This window comes from Alteromonas sp. ABH4_452 (assembly GCF_056311825.1).
This window is the reverse complement of the sequence record NZ_CM149973.1, coordinates 975001-995766: the sequence shown is the minus strand read 5'-3', so window position 1 is coordinate 995766 and position 20766 is coordinate 975001. Positions and strand designations below refer to the sequence as shown.

The following is a 20766-nucleotide window of genomic DNA, read 5'->3' as shown; positions in this document are numbered from 1 at the left end:
AGTATTTAACAACCAAAGAAGCAAAACTATGGGGAGTTCCCCCTATTCGGTGTGATTTATAAAAGCGTTGAAAAATCAGAAATCTAAAAAGAAAAAAGCCCTCACAAATGGAGGGCTAAAAACACCAACTATCGAGAAACATTGATAGGTTGGAGGGAACGAACACAGTAAAAGAAATGAAACGCTTATTAAAATTAAAAATGCTTTACTGTTTGCGCTTCCTCAGTGAGGTAAACGCGAACAAAACTAACATTGCTGATGCGAAGGAAGCAGGTTCACTCACTTGCGTCGAGCCGTTATTGGAGCCACTACTCGGCTCGACAGTTTTAACCAATTGAAACAACCCGCCCGCACAGCGGTCGCTATTTTCAAAGAAAACACAAGTATCGGTTTGCCCTAGTCCAGCTAAACCTGAACTAATAGTAAACTCGTAAGGAACGCTTGAATCTTCAATGAAGAACTCAAAGCCTTCACTGCTTTCATCACCAAACACACCATCATCTAAATCAACTATCGCAAAGTCAGCAATGTCGGCTTCTAAAATATCGTAAGAGACGCCATCAAACTCTAACTGAAAGAAAAACGATAGCCATGTATTCATATTAAATTGGGTTTCGTTTTCATCGAAGGTGATTTGCCCGATTAAGCTGGTTTCGTCAGCTTCGTCACCTAACACTAATCGAGTGAAATCATAAGTGATTACGCCAGCGAAAGAAGGCGCGGAAAAAAGAACGAACACTGCTGCAATTAATGACTTCATAGAATGGTTACCCATGTGTTTTCGTAGGCTCAGTATCAAACCAACTGCTCGAAGTGCAAATAGGGATTTCCCCCTACATAGTGCCAATGGCTAATTAATTGTGAGAATATGCGATGCTTTGCTTTCTACCTAAGAACGCACTTTGATTAGGCGAAAGGGGTAGCGCTTTTTTGTCCGCAACAAGCATGACATGAGCAGCATTTCTAAAAGGTAGAACTCGACTTTTTCCATGTTTGAAGTTGACCGCAACCGCTCCGTCTTTTAAATGCGTAAGCGCTTGAGTATCAATACTGTTGCTTTGTGTTTGCGTCCAATAATCACCTTTTTGAATATTTGGGAAAAATGCGCTTTGTATAAAAGGGCCATTAGATTTAGCTGGAGTTTGAACTAAGGCAATCAGCTCTTCTGCATAGGGCAGGCGCCAGTTAGATAAGTTACATATTTTTCGTTTAATTGCTTGCTGCTGAATATGCCTTGTATCGCACCCCGGCTTGTTGAAATAACAGCTCCCTCGCTCTTTCACTCCTTTATGCTGTTCTTCGTCGAACCAACTGTAGCTCCAATAACTGTCAAAAGGCGACTCGTCATCTTTTCCCACCAGCCAGGCAACTTCGAGCTTTCTGTCGTAAACACAATGCCAAGGGCCTTGTTCGTTTGAAATGGCATGCCCATGTGAGTTCAATTTTACAAATCGATACTCCGCTGTTTCTTTAGCAGCAAACATATCAGGCACGCTTTTGAAAAATTGATAAAGCACGCTAAACTGCGTGCCAACGAGGACTATAGCGCAAAGGACAAAAAGCTTTTTTACAAATAAAAGCATAGTATTACCCTTACAATTCATAGCTAAGCCGCAAAGGCCTAACATGTCGGGTATGAGCAATTTGAGCGTGATCAAATGCGCTTACCCACAGACAAATTCCATCAGTTAAATTGATGTCCGTCTCTTCTGAAGTTTGCTTTTTTCGCACAATTTCAATGTTCCAGTAACCGTTTGCATACCTTCCATAAGCACGCACGTCGGCTCGCCCCCCTTCAAGCTGATTAGAACGGTACAAAACTGAGTTGATCAAACTGCCTACTGGTAAATCATCCCGTTTGGGAGAATAAGCTTTGTAGTCAAACCAGCTAGCATAACCTTGAGATTCAAATGAAGGAGCGTTAGGAAGGCGTTTCGGGGTAACATTTTCGCTGCTGTACCATTTCCAGTTTAAGACGTAACTTCCACCCATATCGCCGTCTTGCTGATAGCCGGCCGTGTACCTTTTTTCGCCTGTAATAGGCGCTACGGGCCTGCCGATGTAACTATCGTCGACCAAGTACATCGCATTCGTTCTTACCGCTTTCCACTGCCACAAATCGACGACACCGTCGGATGTAAAGTGATAGCCCTTTTTATGTTTATTAGCAGGTAATTCAGAACGAGGCTGACTACCTAAATGGGCGGTGGCAGCTGCTGCTATATTGCAACTTTGAGAAAACAGCAGCGCAAGTTTATCTTCGTAAAACTCCTTCTCATCGAACCGCTCAAAACCATGACTTTTTACTCGCCAACCTGCATCGGTTTTAACTAAAGGAAGGTGTAGTAAACTTTCCGTAGGATCTTGCCAGCGAATAAAGAAATAAGTTTCAGTCGTATTGTGTAGCGTTTTAAGCGTAACGTCCGACGTCCCTCCATAAAAATTAGCACCAGCAAAAGTTTTTACTGTAACGCCAAGCGCTTTTTGCCAAGCACTCTCATTGGCTTTTCCATCAATCTTGATAAACACATCGTCGGCAACCACTTTAGACTGCAGAGGTGTAGGCATAGATAATGTGAACAAGTACAAACTACACGTTACCAATACAGCCGCCCCTAAATAAAAATAGCCTCGCTTGAAAGTGAAAGGTTCGAAAATAATGTGGAGAAGGTATGTTACTGGCTTTTGAAAGTAGTATCGCAAGGGGTGTAACGCAATAAAAATAAGTAGCCCTACCGCACTGTAATAATGGATAAAGCGCACCACTAAGTGTGTGAGTTCAAAAAAGAATTGTGCCCCACCACTGACTACCGATACGCAAATAAGTGCAGAGCCTATTTGGTTAAACGTTTTTGCTACGGCCTTTTCTTTTCGTTGATTTAGCAGTGCGAAAAGCTTTACCGGCATCATCACAAGCAATAACAGCCCTGAAATCACGTGCCAAATATGCACAAGCCCTTCAGGTAACAGCCAATCAAAATAAAGCCAAAAGTCTCGATGCTGTGACGCAATACGAAAGCCGCTTAACAACTGGGTGAGCACGCAACAGCCTACTACCAGATGGCTAAATAAAAACAGTTTTTTGCGAGTCATTTTCGTACACAAATTTGCCGAATACTTATGCTGCACAATTATGAATTTTTTATGACTCCCCCATCAATAGGGTGTTACCCCCATATCTCATCGCCTCATTTTTTTATCCAATACGCACCAAACAAAACTAAGGTAACAGTCATATGATTATGCGTAGTTATAGAACGATTCTGGCACTGCTTTTATTGAGTTATGCGGGCACGGTAGTATCAGCTACTCATTTATACCGGTTAGCATGGGATAGCGACCCCGCACACGAGGCGATAGTAGGTTTTTCACCTAAGGGGGTTAGCCTTTCACCTTATGTTCTTTATGGAACGTCAACCGATGAAGACCAGTGGCAACGGGTAGAAATTAGTCACAAAGCCAGTTTCTTTAGCCTTGAATCTTACTTTGTGCGGCTTTCCCGTTTACCTGCCGACAGTGCGATTTACTTCAAGGTGTGTGACTTTGATGGTTGTGATACTCCAATGTGGTTTAAAACTGCATCAACTGAACCTACCCCGTTTACAGCTATTGCAGGCGGCGACACACGCACGGGCTGGACGACGCGGCAGGAAGGCAACAAGCTAGTAGCGAAGATTCGCCCCTTGTTTGTTATGCACGGCGGTGACTTCACCAATGGCAATACCCCAATTGAAATGGCGGGTTTTCTTGATGACTGGCAGCTAACTTTTTCAAATGATGTGATAAACGGCAAAGCGTTTAAGCGAATTTATCCCATCATTCCCACTCACGGTAATCATGAAGACACCAACTATGCCACCTTATGTCAGGTGTTCGGTGTCGACTTTGTACGAGACAATGTGTGTGATGAACAAGACACCTACGGCGCGTTAACCGTTAATGCGTTGGCTAGGGTTTATACGCTCAACAGTCAGTACCAAGAAAGTGGATGGCAAGTGTATGCAACCCAGATGAATGATTGGCTTGCGTCAGACTTGCAGTTGAGCCAGCAAGCGCCCTTTTGGCGACTAGCCCAATACCACAAGCCCATCTTCCCTCATTTCGATGGAAAGTCATCGAATAAAGGCTTATTCCAGTGGTGGGCAGCGCTGTTTTACCAACACAATATGAACCTTGTCGTTGAGTCAGATACCCACATTAACAAATTGACCTATCCTATGGCGCCAGAACAAAACGACGTAGCCTTTCGTCGTTCAGACGAAGGCGGCACCGTTTATGTGGGTGAAGGCAGCTGGGGCGCTCCGGCCCGTTCTGCTAATCAGTCTTACCCTTGGACCATTGACCTTGCCAGTATTCAACAGTTTAAAGTGTTGAGCATTACTTCTAGTGAAATACAAGTGCGTACCGCTGAATTTGATGAAGAAGCCAGCACTCTTTCGATGGAGGAAAGAGAAAGGAACCCGTTAGCCTTGCCTGAAAATATTAAATGGTGGGTAGCCAATGACGTAGGCGCTATTTTCACTCTAACTCAGAACAGCAAAGGGTTAACAACCTACTTACCGCCAAATCAAGAAAATCGACGGGCTTATACGCTTACAGCAAAACACGATAGTTTTATCTCTAGTGCAAAACCCACGATGAACTACAACGCTTACCCTAGTGGTATGATGGTAGTTAATAAGCATGTTCAGTATGGTGAAACAAAAGCTCTGATGAGCTTTGATGCAAGTGACATAGCAAAATGTGCCACTCTCGATAGCGCTACCTTGTCTTTTCAATCTAACCCAAGCCAAACAAGTACCGCTACGGGGTTAGCTAGCGAACTATTTCCCGTATATCCGAACCCCACGGCATTGGGTATATCGATTGTTACGCCAAGCTTCAATGAAAACACTGTGAACTGGCATAGTGGTCATTCGCTCTTTTCTAGCAATGCATTTGCAAATGTTAACGTCATTGATGCAGGTAATAATATAACCCTTCCTTTAGACGAATCTACTATTCGTACACTGCAGCAACAGTTTTTAGAACACGGTGCGTTTGGGCTTGGAATTTCAACGAACCATCCTCTACAGCAACGCTTTATCGACGCTAGCGAAAACACCAAAGCACCTGTTTTACACGTGGCCTTTTTAGCTACCGAAGATTGCTTTTCAACGCCTAACAACCTTTTAACGCCGCCGCAGACCCTTGCAAACTTGCACGCAAGCACGGGCGTTTTTGAAACCTATATTGTTGATGCTATTGAGCACGACAGAACCCTTTCCATTTATTTAGAGCGCGGTTTTGGCGATGCTGATTTGTATGTACAAATTGGCCAAAACGTCAGTTTTCGTAACTATGTATGCCGCTCTAATGGGGTGGACAATACGGAAAGCTGCATCATTGACGTACCGCGTGGAAGCGCCGTTTCTATTGGTATTCATGCTCGCTCTCAATACCAGGGGCTGAGTTTACGAATTACAGATAAATAACTCCGTATATAGGCAATTAAGGTGTGGCTAGCGCTGTAGCTGTATTCGGCTGAAGCGCGCTCCCTTATTGAGAGAGAAGGTTAAACAATGAAATACGCGATAAATTATTCCCGTCGACAATTTTTTAAAACGGCGGGGTTATCCGCTTCAATTTTAGGCTTTAGTGCTTCAGCCGCGCCTTTTGAAGCGCTGAATACGTCTTTTAAGCTTGATAACAACTACTACTTCCAACATGGAGTTGCCAGTGGTGATCCGCTCCCTAACGCTGTAGTCCTATGGACTCGCATCAGTCATGTTGCAACTGAAACACTAGTCACACTGCATGTTGCTTTAGACAGTTCAATGAAAAACAGCGTGCTTAAAGAACAGTTAAGCACGTCTGAAAGTCGAGACTATACCGTAAAAGTTGATGTCCAAAACCTTTCGTCAGATACCACCTACTTTTATCAATTTGAAGTCGATGGCTACAGAAGCCGCATAGGCACTACGAAAACGGCACCTGTCACGACAGACCATGCCCGCTTTGCGGTTGTAAGTTGTTCAAACTACCCAGAGGGCTTTTTCAATGTCTACCACGCCATTACGAACAAGAATGCCGTTGGGGAGATTGATGCCGTCCTTCACTTAGGCGACTACTTATATGAATACGCCGAAGATGAATATGGCGATGGCTCGCGGTTAGGCAGAACGCCACTGCCTGACAAAGAAATTACCAGTTTGCGTGATTATCGGACTCGGCACGCTCAATATAAAACAGACCCAGACCTTGCATTGTTGCACGCGTCTTATCCCTTTATAACGGTGTGGGACGATCATGAAATTACGAACGATGCTCATCGCACTGGCGCTGAAAACCATAACGAGGGCGAAGGCAACTACCAACTGCGCAAATCGTACGCAATTCAAGCCTATTATGAATGGATGCCTATTCGCGAAGGCAGTATCTACAGGCATTTTGAGTGGGGCTCGCTCCTTGATTTATATATGCTTGATACACGCATTGAAGGGCGCGACCCGCAGGTTGATTCACCTGTTTCAGCAGAACGCTACGATACCAACCGTACACTTCTTGGCGATACCCAAGAACGCTGGTTGCTAGACAAGCTCACTACATCTACGTCTACATGGCGCTTTTTAGGGCAACAAGTGATGTTCGGCCAATTCAAAGGACTGAATGCGCCGAACCTAGAAGCAGCCGGAATTCCTGTTACCAAAGATATTCTTGCGCTTAACATGGACCAATGGGATGGCTATCCTGAAGCTAGGCAACGAATTCTGGACGCCATCAAAGCCTATAGAATAGAGAATACGGTTGTATTAACAGGCGATATCCACACGTCTTGGGGAATGGAGGTTTTTGAAGACAGCACTAACGGGTACACCTACAACGATCGTGTTCGCCTTGGTGAACAGCCCTTAGCAGTGGAGTTAGTGACGCCGTCGGTAACATCGCCGGGGTTAAGCGACCCTGTTGCAGACCCGCTAGCCACATTGATACCGACAATGAACCCACATATGAAATATGTAGAGCTTAAGTCTCACGGCTTTATGATTGTTGATGTTACCCATCAAAAAGTAACCTGTGATTGGTGGTATGTAGATACTATTGATAGTGCTGCATATAAGGCTTATTTGGCAAAAAGTTTGTATACCACCAATGGAAGCCAGCGATTAACTGAACGCAAAGACCTAGGTGTATCCTTTGACTATACGCACAACCCTTTTAAATAAGTTCAGTGGCTGACAGCGGCCAAATCTTAGGGCGATTTAAAAGCGTTGAAGATTAATCAACGCTTTTACTTAGTATTTTCGCTAACTCGTAGTTACCTTGTGAAAGTGCGATATCAGCGACCGAATTGCCCGCTTTATCCATATGAGCCGGGTTAGCCCCTTTATTGATAAGCGTATTGATAATTTCTTGTCTGTCGAACAGGCTTGCGAACATTAACGCGGTTTGGCCTTGTGCGTTTTCTTCGTCAATATCGCAATCGGCAAACACGAGCTGTTTGGCCACGCTTACATGCCCTTTAAAGATGGCCCCCATTAACGCAGTATTGCCGCGATTGTCTTCTTGACATGGGTTAGCGTGTGCATTGCTGATAAGGAAGTCTACCGTTTCAGTGTGGCCGTGATAGGCTGCAAGAATAAGCGCGGTATAGCCTTTTTCATCCGCTACGTTAACATCTAGGCCAGCTTGATAAAACGCAGCTAGCATGGCGCTATCACCTTCTCGCGCCGCATCAAAATAGCGTGCTTTCAAGGCTTCCATATTAGGCGTAGCTGCACTTTGTTGAGTATTAGCTTGAGTGGTTGTGTCAATTGCCGCACTAGTATAAAAACTGGTGAAGGTGGCAACGACGAACAGTGCTGCCGTAAGTGTTTGTTTCAAAAAAGACATTGTGCCCCCTTACTGGTAAATTAAATTTGGTTACTACTAAACTGTTTTGGCAAAGCAGTTAGATAAACATTGCTAAAGGAAAATGGGAGTTACTCAACACTGTGATATAACTCCCAACGTTATTGCTACTTAGCTTATTGCATAAGTGCCGTTAGACTTTCTGCAACTTGCTTTGCTTTTGCAGCGCGTGCTGCCTGTTGCTCCATCAAGTCTTTTGCAGTTTGGCGAACTTTCGACATCGGCGCTTTAGCTAGTTTAGCTACGCCCTTACCGTAGTTCTTATCTGCGTTGTACATATAAGCACTAATGATTACGCGAATTTCTTCTTCAGGTACCGATGCTAACGCTCCGCCTAAGTTACTAATTAGGTGCGCTTGACCTTCTTTAGTCAGGTTTCTGAAAAACTCACCCGCTTGCTTAAAGTTCTGTTCTTTATAGAACGGAATTTGTTGTGTCATACCTGCAAGCGGCTTGCTTGAATAACGAAACGCTGGGTCTTCGTTTAGGTCAAGACGACGGCTTGGCTGATAGTTCACATCGCGATTAGAGCTAGTTGTGCGAAGCTGACCGTGTTGCTCGTGGTTATTGATAACCGCGTTTTTCGGCGCATTAATCGGAATGCGGTATGCATTAACGCCTAAACGATAGCGCTGTGTATCAGCATACGAGAACAAACGACCTTGAAGCATTCTGTCTTCTGAAGGCTCAATACCTGGAATTAAGTTGCTTGGTGCAAATGCCGCTTGTTCAGTTTCTTCAAAGAAGTTATCTGGAACACGGTTTAGCACTAAACGACCAATTTTCTTAGCAGGAACCAAAGATTCAGGCCAAATTTTAGTAGTATCAAGTGGATTAAACTCGAAGTCATCTAACTGTTCTGGCTCTAACTCCTGTAGATAAAGATCCCAAGACGCTGTTTCACCTTTTTCACCAATACGGGTATACACATCAGTAGTATGAGGCTGGAAGTCCATACCTTGAACTTTCATTGCTTCTTCAGCAGAGAAGTTCTTAATAGGTTGGTTCGCTTTCCAGGTAAACTTCACGTACTTGTAGTTACCTTCTTCATCAACAAATTTAAATGCGTGAACGCCTGAGCCGTCCATATTTAAATAGCTTGCTGGTGTGCCGTAGTCAGAGAAAAGCATAGTTAGTGTATGCGTTGACTCTGGCACGTGCGAGAAGAAATCAAAAATGCGCTTTGCGTCTTGCTTGTTCGTCACTGGTGAAGGTTTAAATGCGTGAACCATATCAGGGAATTTAATTGCATCGCGAATAAAGAATACCGGGAAGTTGTTGCCGACTAGATCCCAGTTTCCTTGTTCGGTGTAAAACTTCACCGCAAAACCACGTGGGTCACGCAGCGTCTCTGGCGATAAATGTCCGTGAACTACTGATGAAAAACGAACAAATACTTCAGTCTTTTTACCTTCGCCTTGAAATGGTGCGGCAACGGTTTCGTCAGATAGGTCGACATAGTTTTCATAGTAACCGTGAATACCAACACCACGGGCGTGAACAACACGCTCAGGAATACGCTCACGGTCAAATGCCGCTAACTTTTCAATAAGGTGAGAGTCTTGTAGCAATACTGGACCCCATGGCCCTGCGGTTTGCGAGTTTTGGTTATCGCCTACCGGTGCGCCATTTTGGCGAGTTAGTGTATCTGCGCTTACACCTAAAGTAAGCATACTGGCAGCAACGCCGCCTAATACAAATTTAGTTAAGGTTGATTTCATTGAGGTTCTCACAGCTGTACTCCTACATGAAGGTTGGTACGAGGTTTAGGGGCTTTCACTTCTACGCATACTTGGTCGCCGTAATAGTTATCAGCGTAATTACATTGCGTTTGAATTGGTTGATTCGTTGTGGAGGAAACATGGTGGCTATTTGCCGTTGTTAGCTTTTTTAATAGTGCGCTCATTTCGCTCTCCTTGTTAAGTTGAGAGCATTATCATTAATTGAGAGAAACTATTAAAACGAGATAATATGATTCAAACAATCAGACAAACCGATTGTAAATATGCTGGCTAATCGCAATTTTTTATGAACGAGAGTGATGGCTATTGCCGTGGGGAAGTGAAGGTTATCTGTCTTTTTAGGCTAGTAAGTATAGTAGGGCTAAGTGTTTGAGAAAAAATGTGGCAGCGTTTTTGTCAAAACGCCGCGCATGAAATCATTTAATAAACTTAGGCGTTAAGCCACGGACCGGTAATGGCCAACGTTTTCGTTGGTGAGTAAATATTAACGAAAAGCGTATTGCCATCAGGCGAGAAACACGCACCTGCTAGTTCTGTTTGCGCATGCAATTTAGCAAAGTTGTACACCTCTCCGCTTGGCGTAACACCACGCAAATGGTTATCCACTATGTCAGTGTACTGATCTTCACACACCAATAAATGCCCGTTCGGGCACACAGTTAGATTATCGCCAAAGTTGTACAGGTTCTTGTCTTCACTTTCCAAAAACAGCTGAAGCTTGTCTTGCTTACCATCTGCAGAGGGAACAAGCTTCATTACCTGACCTAGCTGCTTTTGCCCGCCATTGGTACAGCAGAAATAAAGCTCATCTTCGCCCCAGTGTATGCCTTCACCGCGGGCAAAAAGTGCAGCACCTTTATCGTACCCTTGCACACGTAAATCATCATTAGGGCTTTCTGGGTTATCTAAAGCTACCCACTCAACGTCAAACCATGTAGCTACAGGCATAGCATTGCCATTCCAGTTACGTGTATCGAACTGAGACTTCCCTTTTACCACCAAAGCTTCTAACTGACCGCCAGCCGCTAAGTTGCCGTACTCGTTAGGTACAAAGCGATAAAGCAAACTATCGCCTCTGTCTTCGGTCAGGTAGACAATACCCGTTTTGGGGTCAACACAAGCCGCTTCGTGATTAAATCGCCCCATGTCTTTAAGCGGCTTGGCTTTTATCAATGAGCTCGCATTGGCAGGTACTTCAAATATATAGCCGTGATCTGTGTTTACCACATCGCCGTTAGGGCCGTGAGGACGGTCTACCGACTCTTCACACGTTAGCCAAGTGCCCCAAGGCGTAATGCCGCCTGAACAATTTCTTACGGTGCCAGCCAGGCTAATAAACTCACTTTCAACTTTTTGAGTGCTAAGGTTGTACACCATGGTTGTGGTACCGCCGGGTATAGCAATGCCATTAGCGTAACTATCATAAGCTAAGTCGCTGGTATGCGCTTGAATAGACTCAGGCTGAGCGCTTAAATGTTTAGGGTGTAGTTCATGATTGCGTATTAGCGCCAGTTTATTGCTACTACCATCTATAGGTAGACACCCCATTCCATCCGCCCTATCAGGTACATGCATACCGTCAGACATCGCATTGCCAAAACTAGAAATAACTTTATAGCTAAAGCCTTTGGGTAAATCGAGCAGCTTTTGAGGGTCGTCTACGAGCGCGCCATAGCCTTCACTAATTGGCATTGATGCCAAGTACATTTTCTTACCAAAAGCACTGGTAGCTAGTCCACCAAATGCCAAAGAGCCTACTAAAAACTGGCGTCGTGTAATCATGAAAATCTCGTTAAACAATAAAGCCGGGCATGATAGCCATTAATTGTTACTGTATAACAACAAAGGGATGAAAATTCCACTTCTTATCTTCGTGCTTATCTTATATCGATAGAAGGGAGTGAGTATATACCCGCTGTAACCCGACCTGCAGGGGTGTGGTGTCGAAGCTCTTTTGTAAAAGAAGGGATGGGTTTACAGCGTGTTTCAGCGGGCACAACAATCACGAACTAAATCGCGGGCATAAAAAAAGCGCACCTAAGTGCGCTTTTTTGGCTTGTGTTGCTAAGTCTAGATTAGTCTAGGATCTTAGATACAACACCAGCACCTACTGTGCGACCACCTTCACGGATTGCGAAACGAAGACCTTCTTCCATCGCGATCGGAGCAATTAGCTCAACTTTGAATTTAAGGTTGTCACCAGGCATTACCATTTCTACGCCTTCTGGAAGCTCTACAGCACCAGTTACGTCAGTTGTACGGAAGTAGAACTGTGGACGGTAGCCTTTGAAGAATGGAGTATGACGACCACCTTCATCTTTAGACAGTACGTATACTTCTGCTTCGAAGTTAACGTGTGGAGTGATTGAACCAGGCTTAGCTAGTACTTGACCACGTTCAACTTCATCACGCTTAGTACCACGTAGAAGAACACCAACGTTCTCACCTGCACGGCCTTCGTCAAGAAGCTTACGGAACATCTCAACACCAGTACAAGTAGTCTTAGTAGTGTCTTTGATACCTACGATTTCTACTTCTTCACCAACCTTGATGATACCTTGCTCAACACGACCTGTTACAACAGTACCACGGCCTGAGATTGAGAATACGTCTTCGATTGGAAGGATGAACGGCTTGTCGATTGCACGCTCTGGCTCTGGGATGTATGAATCAAGCGCTTCACCAAGCTCGATGATTTTCTTTTCCCACTCTGCGTCGCCTTCAAGCGCCTTAAGAGCTGAACCTTGGATAACTGGTAGGTCATCACCTGGGAATTCGTATTCGTTAAGAAGTTCACGAACTTCCATTTCTACTAGCTCTAGAAGCTCTTCATCATCAACCATGTCACACTTGTTCATGAATACGATGATGTAAGGAATACCAACCTGACGACCAAGTAGGATGTGCTCACGAGTCTGAGGCATAGGGCCATCAGTCGCAGCTACTACTAGGATACCACCGTCCATCTGAGCAGCACCAGTGATCATGTTTTTAACGTAATCAGCGTGTCCTGGGCAGTCTACGTGTGCGTAGTGACGAGTAGGAGTGTCATATTCTACGTGTGAAGTAGAAATGGTGATACCACGAGCTTTCTCTTCAGGCGCGTTATCGATTTGATCGAAAGCCTGAGCAGAACCGCCGTAAGTTTTAGAAAGAACTGTAGTGATAGCTGCAGTTAGGGTAGTTTTACCGTGGTCAACGTGGCCGATTGTACCCACGTTTACGTGGGGTTTCGTACGTTCAAACTTTTCTTTTGCCATTTCTATTATCCCAGCAAAGTTACATTAAAAAATTTAGAAATTTTACATGAGCTGGGGAGAAATAAACTGGTGCTGATAGGCAGATTTGAACTGCCGACCTCACCCTTACCAAGGGTGCGCTCTACCAACTGAGCTATATCAGCACTGATTTGGAGCGGGCAGCGGGAATCGAACCCGCATCATCAGCTTGGAAGGCTGAGGTAATAGCCATTATACGATGCCCGCAATCCTAATTCTCTGGCCACCTCATAGAGAAAGTGGTGGAGGGGGCAGGATTCGAACCTGCGAAGGCTGAGCCGGCAGATTTACAGTCTGCTCCCGTTGACCGCTTGGGTACCCCTCCAGATTGATGGTGCCGACTGCCGGAATCGAACTGGCGACCTACTGATTACAAGTCAGTTGCTCTACCAACTGAGCTAAGTCGGCACTACATCAAGTGGGTGCGCATTCTAGAGTATTGTTTAACTCTGTGCAAGTGTCTTTTTGAAAATTTTTCAATTTTCTTTTTTGACCAATTTTTCAACTAATCAAAAACTTACGTCGATGTTTACTTTAGAAGTTCACTTCGAGCGTAGCGGGCAAGACCCTGCATCACCAAATGAGCGAGGCGCATGTTATCAGCAGATTTTAAGAATGCAAACACTTTTTTGTCTCCACCCCCTAAAATTATATCAAAATCGGTTTGTTTGCTTGATATGTAATCAATCGCGCTCAAATAAACACCATATAGTGCCGCATGACACCCTGATGCCACACAATCTTCAGTATCGGTTCCTACGCCAAAGGTGGTCGGAATTTCATCATTCGCGTACACTTTTTTAGTAGAAGCTACCAATGCATTACGCATTACTTGAAAACCAGGCACGATCCAACCGCCTAAATGTTGACCATCTACGACAAAATCGACCGTTATTGCCGTACCCACATCCATAACAAAAAATGCTTTTTTTGATTTTTCTGCAGCACAGACCATAGCAAGCCATCTATCAACGCCCATTTTTTGAACATTCGCGTAACTATTTTTTATTCCGAAGGCTTCTTTCTCTGTGTGCTTTTCTACAAAAATAATATTGCGCTCGTTACACATGGCGGATATTTCATCAACTAGCTCCTGATTTCTTACCGAAGCTATATATAAATGAGAAATTTTTTTCTGAGAATCGATAAAAGAGAAAAGAGAATTGGCATCTTCACATGCATTAGGCTCTTCTTCTGCATGACAAAGCAGTGAATATTTTATTCGGGTGTTACCGATATCCACTAATATGACGTGGTTTTCTTCAATGTTGTTCATATTTTTGGCTTCAATCGCAAAGCAATGCGTAAAACGAACGGATAAAGTGCTATTTAAAAATCACAAAGATGAACTACGAAGTACTTTTATAATAAAAATGGCCAAAATTTTCGTAGCTCAGCTATAAAATAAAACGTTAATTGCCTCTTAGGCTAACTTCACCACCATGGAATCGCGTAATACCATCTTGCGTTTCAACAAGAAGTGCGCCGCTGGCGTCCACTCCCCTATCAATTCCGGAAAAACGCTTCTCTCCCATTTGCAAAACAATCCGTTTATCTGCGTATAAGTCGAGCGCTTCCCAATATGCTGTGAATGGCCCGAAGCCTTGTTGAGTAAATTTAGGCAAATAAAACCACAGAGATTTGATTATTTCTGCCGCTAATGCATTTCTATCAGGGATAGTGCCTAAATAAGACGCAAGATCGCTATGAGGCTGACCAACATCATATTGATTATCGGGAACACAAACATTTAAACCTATGCCGATAACACTATGCGCCGTTGCACCTATCTGCCCTTCTACCTCAATAAGTACGCCCGCCAACTTTTTACCCTGCAGATAAATATCATTTGGCCATTTTAATTCAGCATCTTCGACACCAAATTCTTTAAGCGCATCGCAAACAGCTAGACCTACTAATAAAGAAAGCCCGGCCATACTCTGATAGCCATCAGGAAAAGACCAATACATAGAAAAAGTTAAGCTGCCGCCAACTGGAGCTAACCACGAACGACCGTGTCGCCCTCGCCCATCGGTTTGAATTTCGGCAAAAACAACATCGCCATTTTCAAGATCTTCTCGTTTGCTCGCAATACGCTTTTTCATTTCTGTATTGGTGGAAGGTAAAACCGACTCCACATCAATAACCGCTCGTTTTGTATTGCCTAAATGACGTTTAATGCTGTCAGCGCTTAACAATGGAAAACCTCGTTCTAATCGGTAGCCTTTACCTTTTACTTTAAATACATCTAGACCCCAATCGGCAAGTTGGGAAATATGACCCGCTACTGCGGTACGTGAAAGTCCAACTTGCTGAGCAATGGTTTCACCTGAGTGGAACTGACCGTCAGACAACAAAGCGAGTATATGTTTTCTTATAGCTTTTGATGCTTGTCTCATAGCGAAATAAGTCCTTTGTTTCCTAATAAGCGTACTTCGGGCTCCAGCTGTATGCCAAATTTATCCTGTACGCTTGCTATGATATTTTTCGCCATGGTAATTACATCGCTTCCGGTGGCGCCACCTAAGTTAGTAAGTACCAATGGCTGTGTAGGGTGGCAACGTACTTTGTTTAACGTTTTGCCTTTGAAACCTGCTTGGTCAATTAACCAAGCAGCGGGTATTTTTATTTGTTCTTGTTCATTTCCAGTATTTGATGAACCAGCATTTTCGCTTACAACAAAATGCGGTACCGAGTCATATTCTTGCGCTATCGCTTCGTAGACTGCTTTTGAGACAACGGGATTCTTGAAAAAGCTACCTGCATTACCTAATTCACTGGGATCTGGCAGTTTGCTTTTTCTAATTTCAATTACCTTACTATACACCTTTTCTGGTGTCGGCTCGTTAAGTGCGGCTAATTCTCCATAGCTTGTTTTGAGCTCGTATTGCTTAGGTAATTTGAAGTTTACATGAGTGATAAGTACTTTGTTGGCTAAGGCATGTTTAAACACACTATCTCTATAACCGAACTGACAGTCTTCATTGCTTAGTAATACCTGTTCGCCGGTTTCAAGAAATACACATTCCACCTTATCGATTAACGAATTAACCTCTACACCGTAGGCTCCAATATTCTGAATAGGACAAGCCCCAACCGAACCAGGTATTAACGCTAAATTTTCAAACCCATACCACTTCTCTTTCATACAGAGAGTTACAAAGTCGTGCCAGTTTTCACCTGCTCCTACCCGTAAGTAGTGGTGACTTTCAGTATCGAAGTGACTAATGCCTTTTATTTCGTTTACCAGGATCGTTCCGTCAAAATCGTCGGTAAAAATCGAGTTGCTTCCACCACCTAAAATATAAATAGCTTTGTTTGTTTCATTCTTATAGGTATTAAAGATAGATAGAAATGAAGCAACGTCGGTAAACGACTGGATGGAATCACACGACGCTGAAAGGCCAAATGTGCTGTAAGCTTGTAGTGAGGGCATAGAATTTTACGAACTGCGAACAATCCGCTAATGGTAGGGTAACGACGCGTTAAATAAAAGCGCAAACATGCAAATAACTCAGCTGCTTTGCTGTAAGTTTTTTACTCCTAAAGGTCTAAGTATTGCTTACCATGTCAAAAATAGTATTCACAGTAGTGTTTCTTTAAAAATAGTTCTCAGTAGCGCCCTAGTTCTGTTTTTCTCATAGGCATTTTATCAATCGTGCTATAAATCAGGTCGCTATCAAAGGTGTCATATTTAGCTTTAATTGTACTATCTAGCCCTATAAGCGTTACTTTAGTTTTTGGGTTTAGCTTACCAAGAGAGATATGACATTTAGGGTAACCAAAAACAACAACAGGTTGTTGCTCTACTATACCTATCACCACTAGCTTCCTTTCAGTGAGAGCGACCTTCCCATATTCAGCGAATGCATAAAGATCGTCCAGCTCGCTCTTGCTTTGCACTTTGTAGATTAATACCCTGCTTTTCCAAGCAAGCTCCCCCAGAGTAATTTCACAATGGCTCTTAGCGCTACTTGCAAATGTAAAGGCGGAATAGAACCCCGTGAGCAGTATAAAAATAATAAAGTAGATAATCTTCATACTTATATTTACTAGTGAACTACCGATTTAGCACAAAATATTGTGGGTCAGAGTACATTTCCCTTAAGACGGCAAAATTAAATTCGCTTGTATCGACATTCCAAGAAGCTCGTTCTCTTGGCGTAATGGTGTTTGACTTACATCGGTAAAACCTAATTCAGACATAGACATTAATAGACTGTCTATTCGATCACTGTCTAATGCAACTGAAAGTAAATTATCTAGTCGTTTAGCAAGTGTTTTCATTTCGCTGCGGAAGTTTTTGAGTTTGTTCTTTCGCGACTTAAAGTCGATCGACGAAGAAGACATTGTATTTTTAAGCAGTTCTGGAAACCCAGTTCCGTATAAGCCGAATTTATTAGAATGAGATATCTGTTGTATTTGCGTATTCAACGAATGACGGTACTTTTCAGCATTGGGGTTATTTTTACCAGTCTTGTGAATAGAATTGACCAACATGGATAACAGATCGAAAGGGCCGTTTTTTACCATAACTTCATCTACGGCCTGGCGAATTAACGCATTGGGCTTAACAATTATTGAATCTTTACGATGTATTACAAAGCAAACCTTCCCGCCTAATTTCAGAGTGCGTGATAGTTCTTCTAAGACTTTACCCATATCTGTATATTCAAAGCCAAATTGTGAAATAGCAATATCTATACTATGGCTTTCTAACGGCAGGGTTTCTGCTCGCGTATTCTGGTAGAAGCGTACCCTCTCTTGCATCAAGTGCTTAGGAATACTCAGTTTAGCGGCATCTACACCTATATAGTTGGGTTGGGTGTACTTGAACTTGTTTAGCGCTAAGTCCGTTAGCGCTCCGTTACCGCAACCTATATCTAATATATTGCAATGTGAGTGATTGTACTCACGAAGAAATTCTTCCCAAAACGAAGCAATTTCTCCCGAATAGTTATCTTTACTGGATTGCGCAAAAGAACTTAGATGCCCTACTTTCCAATAGTCAGACCAATAATCACTCATGTGGTACCCGCCCTTTTACTTCTAATTTAAAAATATTGAACTCGCCGAGCAGTCGAGTATAGACAGGCTAAAGCACAGCTTAAAAGCATTTTAAATAAATTTTTATTAATTAATGAACGTATTCCGTTATAGAAACAGTGTATTGGCGAGGAAAGATTGAGAATAGTTTAAACAATGGGGTTTTGCTGGGGGAGGAATGGGGTCAGAGTCGTGACTCTGACCCCATTATTTTCTCTGCTTCAGAAAGCAAAAAACCCGCCGTAAGGCGGGTTCTTCTTAATGGGACCTGGCAGTGTCCTACTCTCACATGGGGAAACCCCACACTACCATCGGCGCTAATACGTTTCACTTCTGAGTTCGGAATGGATTCAGGTGGTACCGTATCGCTATGGCTGCCAGGAAAAACTGGTAACAATCTAGAAAACTGGATATTAATTCAATCAGTGAGTAACTACTTTTCACTCTACTTTCTGCTCATGTTTCAGAGCTTAGCTTGTCTACAACACTCAAAAGCCTAAAGCTTCTTGGGCGTTGTATGGTTAAGCCTCTCGGGCAATTAGTACAGGTTAGCTTAACGCCTTACAACGCTTCCACACCCTGCCTATCAACGTCATCGTCTATAACAACCCTTCCAGACCTTAAAGGTCAGGGATGACTCATCTTTGGGCCGGCTTCCCGCTTAGATGCTTTCAGCGGTTATCCGTTCCGAACATAGCTACCGGGCAATGCGATTGGCATCACAACCCGAACACCAGCGGTTCGTCCACTCCGGTCCTCTCGTACTAGGAGCAGCTCCCATCAATCATCCAACGCCCACACCAGATAGGGACCGAACTGTCTCACGACGTTCTAAACCCAGCTCGCGTACCACTTTAAATGGCGAACAGCCATACCCTTGGGACCGACTTCAGCCCCAGGATGTGATGAGCCGACATCGAGGTGCCAAACACCGCCGTCGATATGAACTCTTGGGCGGTATCAGCCTGTTATCCCCGGAGTACCTTTTATCCGTTGAGCGATGGCCCTTCCATACAGAACCACCGGATCACTATGACCTACTTTCGTACCTGCTCGACGTGTCTGTCTCGCAGTTAAGCTAGCTTATGCCATTGCACTAACCTCACGATGTCCGACCGTGATTAGCTAACCTTCGTGCTCCTCCGTTACTATTTGGGAGGAGACCGCCCCAGTCAAACTACCCACCAGACACTGTCCACAATCCCGATAAGGGACCAATGTTAGAACATCAAACATACAAGGGTGGTATTTCAAGGACGGCTCCACACAATCTAGCGACTGTGCTTCAAAGCCTCCCACCTATCCTACACATGTAGGTTCAATGTTCAGTGCCAAGCTGTAGTAAAGGTTCACGGGGTCTTTCCGTCTAGGTGCGGGTACACAGCATCTTCACTGCGATTTCAATTTCACTGAGTCTCGGGTGGAGACAGCGTGGCCATGGTTACACCATTCGTGCAGGTCGGAACTTACCCGACAAGGAATTTCGCTACCTTAGGACCGTTATAGTTACGGCCGCCGTTTACCGGGGCTTCGATCAAGAGCTTCGTCCGAAAACTAACCCCATCAATTAACCTTCCGGCACCGGGCAGGTGTCACACCCTATACGTCCTCTTACGAGTTTGCAGAGTGCTGTGTTTTTAATAAACAGTCCCAGCCACCTGGTCACTGCGGCCTCCATTTGCTTACCACGCGAAGTGTTCACAAACAGAGGCGTACCTTCTCCCGAAGTTACGGTACAATTTTGCCGAGTTCCTTCACCCGAGTTCTCTCAAGCGCCTTAGTATTCTCTACCTGACCACCTGTGTCGGTTTGGGGTACGGTTCATATAATCATAAGTTTAGAAGCTTTTCCTGGAAGCAGGGCATCAACAACTTCACTCCCTTGGGAACTCGTCTCGTGTCTCGGCCTTGAAAACCCGGATTTACCTAAGTTCTCAGCCTACGCACTTTCACTTGGACAACCAACGCCAAGCTTGCCTAGCCTTCTCCGTCCCTCCATCACTGATTATATAAGTACGGAAATATTAATCCGTTTCCCATCGACTACGCATTTCTGCCTCGCCTTAGGGGCCGACTTACCCTGCCCTGATTAGCATGGGACAGGAAACCTTGGTCTTCCGGCGTGGGAGTTTTTCACTCCCATTATCGTTACTCATGTCAGCATTCGCACTTGTGATATGTCCAGCAAGCTTTACAACTCACCTTCATCCACTTACACAACGCTCCCCTACCCAGCAAGTAAACTTGCTGCCGCAGCTTCGGTATATTGCTTAGCCCCGTTACATCTTCCGCGCAGGCCGACTCGACTAGTGAGCTATTACGCTTTCTTTAAAGGGTGGCTGCTTCTAAGCCAACCTCCTAGCTGTCTATGCCTTCCCACATCGTTTCCCACTTAGCAATATTTTGGGACCTTAGCTGGCGGTCTGGGTTGTTTCCCTCTCCACGACGGACGTTAGCACCCGCCGTGTGTCTCCCGGATAGTTCTCATTGGTATTCGGAGTTTGCAAAGGGTTGGTAAGTCGGGATGACCCCCTAGCCTTAACAGTGCTCTACCCCCAATGGAATTCGTCCGAGGCTCTACCTAAATAGATTTCGGGGAGAACCAGCTATCTCCCGGTTTGATTGGCCTTTCACCCCCAGCCACAAGTCATCCCCTGACTTTTCAACGTCAGTGGGTTCGGTCCTCCAGTTGATGTTACTCAACCTTCAACCTGCTCATGGCTAGATCACCGGGTTTCGGGTCTATACCTAGCAACTAAACGCGCAGTTAACACTCGCTTTCGCTACGGCTCCGCTATTCGCTTAACCTTG

Annotated in this window: 15 protein-coding genes, 4 tRNA genes and 2 rRNA genes (1 of these 21 only partly in view); 2 read left to right on the top strand and 19 right to left on the bottom strand. The window is 44.3% G+C overall.

Annotated features, from left to right (window positions below):
- Window positions 1-205: 205 nt before the first annotated feature.
- The 3 genes from ACYX4N_RS04330 to ACYX4N_RS04320 all read right to left on the bottom strand — a co-directional run bounded on the left by ACYX4N_RS04330 (window position 206) and on the right by ACYX4N_RS04320 (window position 3093).
- Complete coding sequence (locus ACYX4N_RS04330; protein WP_474857400.1) at window positions 206-760, bottom strand: hypothetical protein; 555 nt, start codon at window positions 758-760, stop codon at window positions 206-208.
- A gap of 94 nt (window positions 761-854) precedes the next feature.
- Window positions 855-1583 carry an Lcl domain-containing protein gene (locus ACYX4N_RS04325; protein WP_476055720.1) on the bottom strand — a complete coding sequence of 243 codons (729 nt, stop codon included), beginning with the start codon at window positions 1581-1583 and terminating at the stop codon, window positions 855-857.
- A 10-nt stretch (window positions 1584-1593) separates the two neighbouring features.
- Window positions 1594-3093, bottom strand: coding sequence for an ethylbenzene dehydrogenase-related protein (locus ACYX4N_RS04320; protein WP_476055719.1), 1500 nt, complete (start codon window positions 3091-3093; stop codon window positions 1594-1596).
- 143 nt (window positions 3094-3236) lie between these two features.
- Here ACYX4N_RS04320 and ACYX4N_RS04315 point away from each other — a divergent pair, with 143 nt between their 5' ends.
- Complete coding sequence (locus ACYX4N_RS04315; RefSeq protein ID WP_476055718.1) at window positions 3237-5474, top strand: DNRLRE domain-containing protein; 2238 nt, start codon at window positions 3237-3239, stop codon at window positions 5472-5474.
- An 87-nt stretch (window positions 5475-5561) separates the two neighbouring features.
- A complete protein-coding gene (locus ACYX4N_RS04310; RefSeq protein ID WP_476055717.1) occupies window positions 5562-7205 on the top strand; it encodes an alkaline phosphatase D family protein in 1644 nt (547 codons plus the stop codon).
- A gap of 52 nt (window positions 7206-7257) precedes the next feature.
- On the opposite strand, the gene ACYX4N_RS04305 is transcribed toward ACYX4N_RS04310, so the two are convergent.
- The 16 genes from ACYX4N_RS04305 to ACYX4N_RS04230 all read right to left on the bottom strand — a co-directional run.
- On the bottom strand, window positions 7258-7872 hold the full coding sequence (locus tag ACYX4N_RS04305) for an ankyrin repeat domain-containing protein (protein WP_476055716.1): 615 nt from the start codon (window positions 7870-7872) through the stop codon (window positions 7258-7260).
- 134 nt (window positions 7873-8006) lie between these two features.
- A complete protein-coding gene (locus ACYX4N_RS04300) occupies window positions 8007-9623 on the bottom strand; it encodes a catalase (protein ID WP_476055715.1) in 1617 nt (538 codons plus the stop codon).
- Entirely contained in the window at window positions 9620-9796 is a 177-nt protein-coding gene (locus ACYX4N_RS04295; RefSeq protein ID WP_476055714.1) for a hypothetical protein, read from the bottom strand. The genes ACYX4N_RS04300 and ACYX4N_RS04295 overlap by 4 nt, the downstream gene beginning before the upstream one ends.
- Window positions 9797-10061: 265 nt before the next feature.
- On the bottom strand, window positions 10062-11414 hold the full coding sequence (locus ACYX4N_RS04290) for an alkaline phosphatase PhoX (RefSeq protein ID WP_476055713.1): 1353 nt from the start codon (window positions 11412-11414) through the stop codon (window positions 10062-10064).
- Window positions 11415-11707: 293 nt separating this feature from the next.
- Window positions 11708-12892: an elongation factor Tu gene (gene tuf, locus ACYX4N_RS04285; RefSeq protein ID WP_012519826.1), complete on the bottom strand. Its 1185-nt coding sequence runs from the start codon at window positions 12890-12892 to the stop codon at window positions 11708-11710.
- Window positions 12893-12959: 67 nt separating this feature from the next.
- Window positions 12960-13035 (bottom strand) — tRNA-Thr (locus ACYX4N_RS04280).
- Between the two features lie 7 nt (window positions 13036-13042).
- Window positions 13043-13117: transfer RNA gene (locus tag ACYX4N_RS04275), tRNA-Gly, on the bottom strand.
- Window positions 13118-13150: 33 nt separating this feature from the next.
- A tRNA-Tyr gene (locus ACYX4N_RS04270) sits at window positions 13151-13235 on the bottom strand.
- A gap of 7 nt (window positions 13236-13242) precedes the next feature.
- Window positions 13243-13318: transfer RNA gene (locus tag ACYX4N_RS04265), tRNA-Thr, on the bottom strand.
- 121 nt (window positions 13319-13439) lie between these two features.
- Window positions 13440-14186, bottom strand: coding sequence for a type III pantothenate kinase (locus tag ACYX4N_RS04260; RefSeq protein ID WP_476055712.1), 747 nt, complete (start codon window positions 14184-14186; stop codon window positions 13440-13442).
- A 136-nt stretch (window positions 14187-14322) separates the two neighbouring features.
- Window positions 14323-15309, bottom strand: a complete 987-nt coding sequence (gene birA / locus ACYX4N_RS04255) for a bifunctional biotin--[acetyl-CoA-carboxylase] ligase/biotin operon repressor BirA (protein ID WP_179984680.1) — start codon at window positions 15307-15309, stop codon at window positions 14323-14325.
- Window positions 15306-16346 (bottom strand): UDP-N-acetylmuramate dehydrogenase, encoded by a 1041-nt coding sequence (gene murB / locus ACYX4N_RS04250; protein ID WP_476055711.1) that lies wholly within the window; start codon window positions 16344-16346, stop codon window positions 15306-15308. Before murB ends, birA begins: the two co-directional genes overlap by 4 nt.
- Window positions 16347-16522: 176 nt before the next feature.
- A complete protein-coding gene (locus ACYX4N_RS04245; RefSeq protein ID WP_476055710.1) occupies window positions 16523-16951 on the bottom strand; it encodes a DUF4174 domain-containing protein in 429 nt (142 codons plus the stop codon).
- Window positions 16952-17014: 63 nt separating this feature from the next.
- The gene (locus ACYX4N_RS04240) at window positions 17015-17938 is read right to left on the bottom strand and encodes a class I SAM-dependent methyltransferase (RefSeq protein WP_476055709.1); all 924 of its coding nucleotides are present in this window, start codon (window positions 17936-17938) and stop codon (window positions 17015-17017) included.
- Between the two features lie 284 nt (window positions 17939-18222).
- Window positions 18223-18338 (bottom strand): 5S ribosomal RNA (gene rrf / locus ACYX4N_RS04235).
- A 135-nt stretch (window positions 18339-18473) separates the two neighbouring features.
- Window positions 18474-20766 (bottom strand): 23S ribosomal RNA (locus tag ACYX4N_RS04230); it runs 583 nt beyond the window's last position.

Excerpts from the sequence above, each read along its gene's own strand:
- ACYX4N_RS04305 (WP_476055716.1), bottom strand. The coding sequence starts at position 7,872 with ATGTCTTTTTTGAAACAAACACTTACGGCAGCACTGTTCGTCGTTGCC.
- ACYX4N_RS04295 (WP_476055714.1), bottom strand. The coding sequence starts at position 9,796 with ATGAGCGCACTATTAAAAAAGCTAACAACGGCAAATAGCCACCATGTT.
- ACYX4N_RS04290 (WP_476055713.1), bottom strand. The coding sequence starts at position 11,414 with ATGATTACACGACGCCAGTTTTTAGTAGGCTCTTTGGCATTTGGTGGA.
- ACYX4N_RS04315 (WP_476055718.1), top strand. The coding sequence starts at position 3,237 with ATGATTATGCGTAGTTATAGAACGATTCTGGCACTGCTTTTATTGAGT.
- murB (WP_476055711.1), bottom strand. The coding sequence starts at position 16,346 with ATGCCCTCACTACAAGCTTACAGCACATTTGGCCTTTCAGCGTCGTGT.
- ACYX4N_RS04245 (WP_476055710.1), bottom strand. The coding sequence starts at position 16,951 with ATGAAGATTATCTACTTTATTATTTTTATACTGCTCACGGGGTTCTAT.
- ACYX4N_RS04260 (WP_476055712.1), bottom strand. The coding sequence starts at position 14,186 with ATGAACAACATTGAAGAAAACCACGTCATATTAGTGGATATCGGTAAC.
- ACYX4N_RS04320 (WP_476055719.1), bottom strand. The coding sequence starts at position 3,093 with ATGACTCGCAAAAAACTGTTTTTATTTAGCCATCTGGTAGTAGGCTGT.
- ACYX4N_RS04240 (WP_476055709.1), bottom strand. The coding sequence starts at position 17,938 with ATGAGTGATTATTGGTCTGACTATTGGAAAGTAGGGCATCTAAGTTCT.
- ACYX4N_RS04310 (WP_476055717.1), top strand. The coding sequence starts at position 5,562 with ATGAAATACGCGATAAATTATTCCCGTCGACAATTTTTTAAAACGGCG.
- birA (WP_179984680.1), bottom strand. The coding sequence starts at position 15,309 with ATGAGACAAGCATCAAAAGCTATAAGAAAACATATACTCGCTTTGTTG.
- tuf (WP_012519826.1), bottom strand. The coding sequence starts at position 12,892 with ATGGCAAAAGAAAAGTTTGAACGTACGAAACCCCACGTAAACGTGGGT.
- ACYX4N_RS04330 (WP_474857400.1), bottom strand. The coding sequence starts at position 760 with ATGAAGTCATTAATTGCAGCAGTGTTCGTTCTTTTTTCCGCGCCTTCT.
- ACYX4N_RS04325 (WP_476055720.1), bottom strand. The coding sequence starts at position 1,583 with ATGCTTTTATTTGTAAAAAAGCTTTTTGTCCTTTGCGCTATAGTCCTC.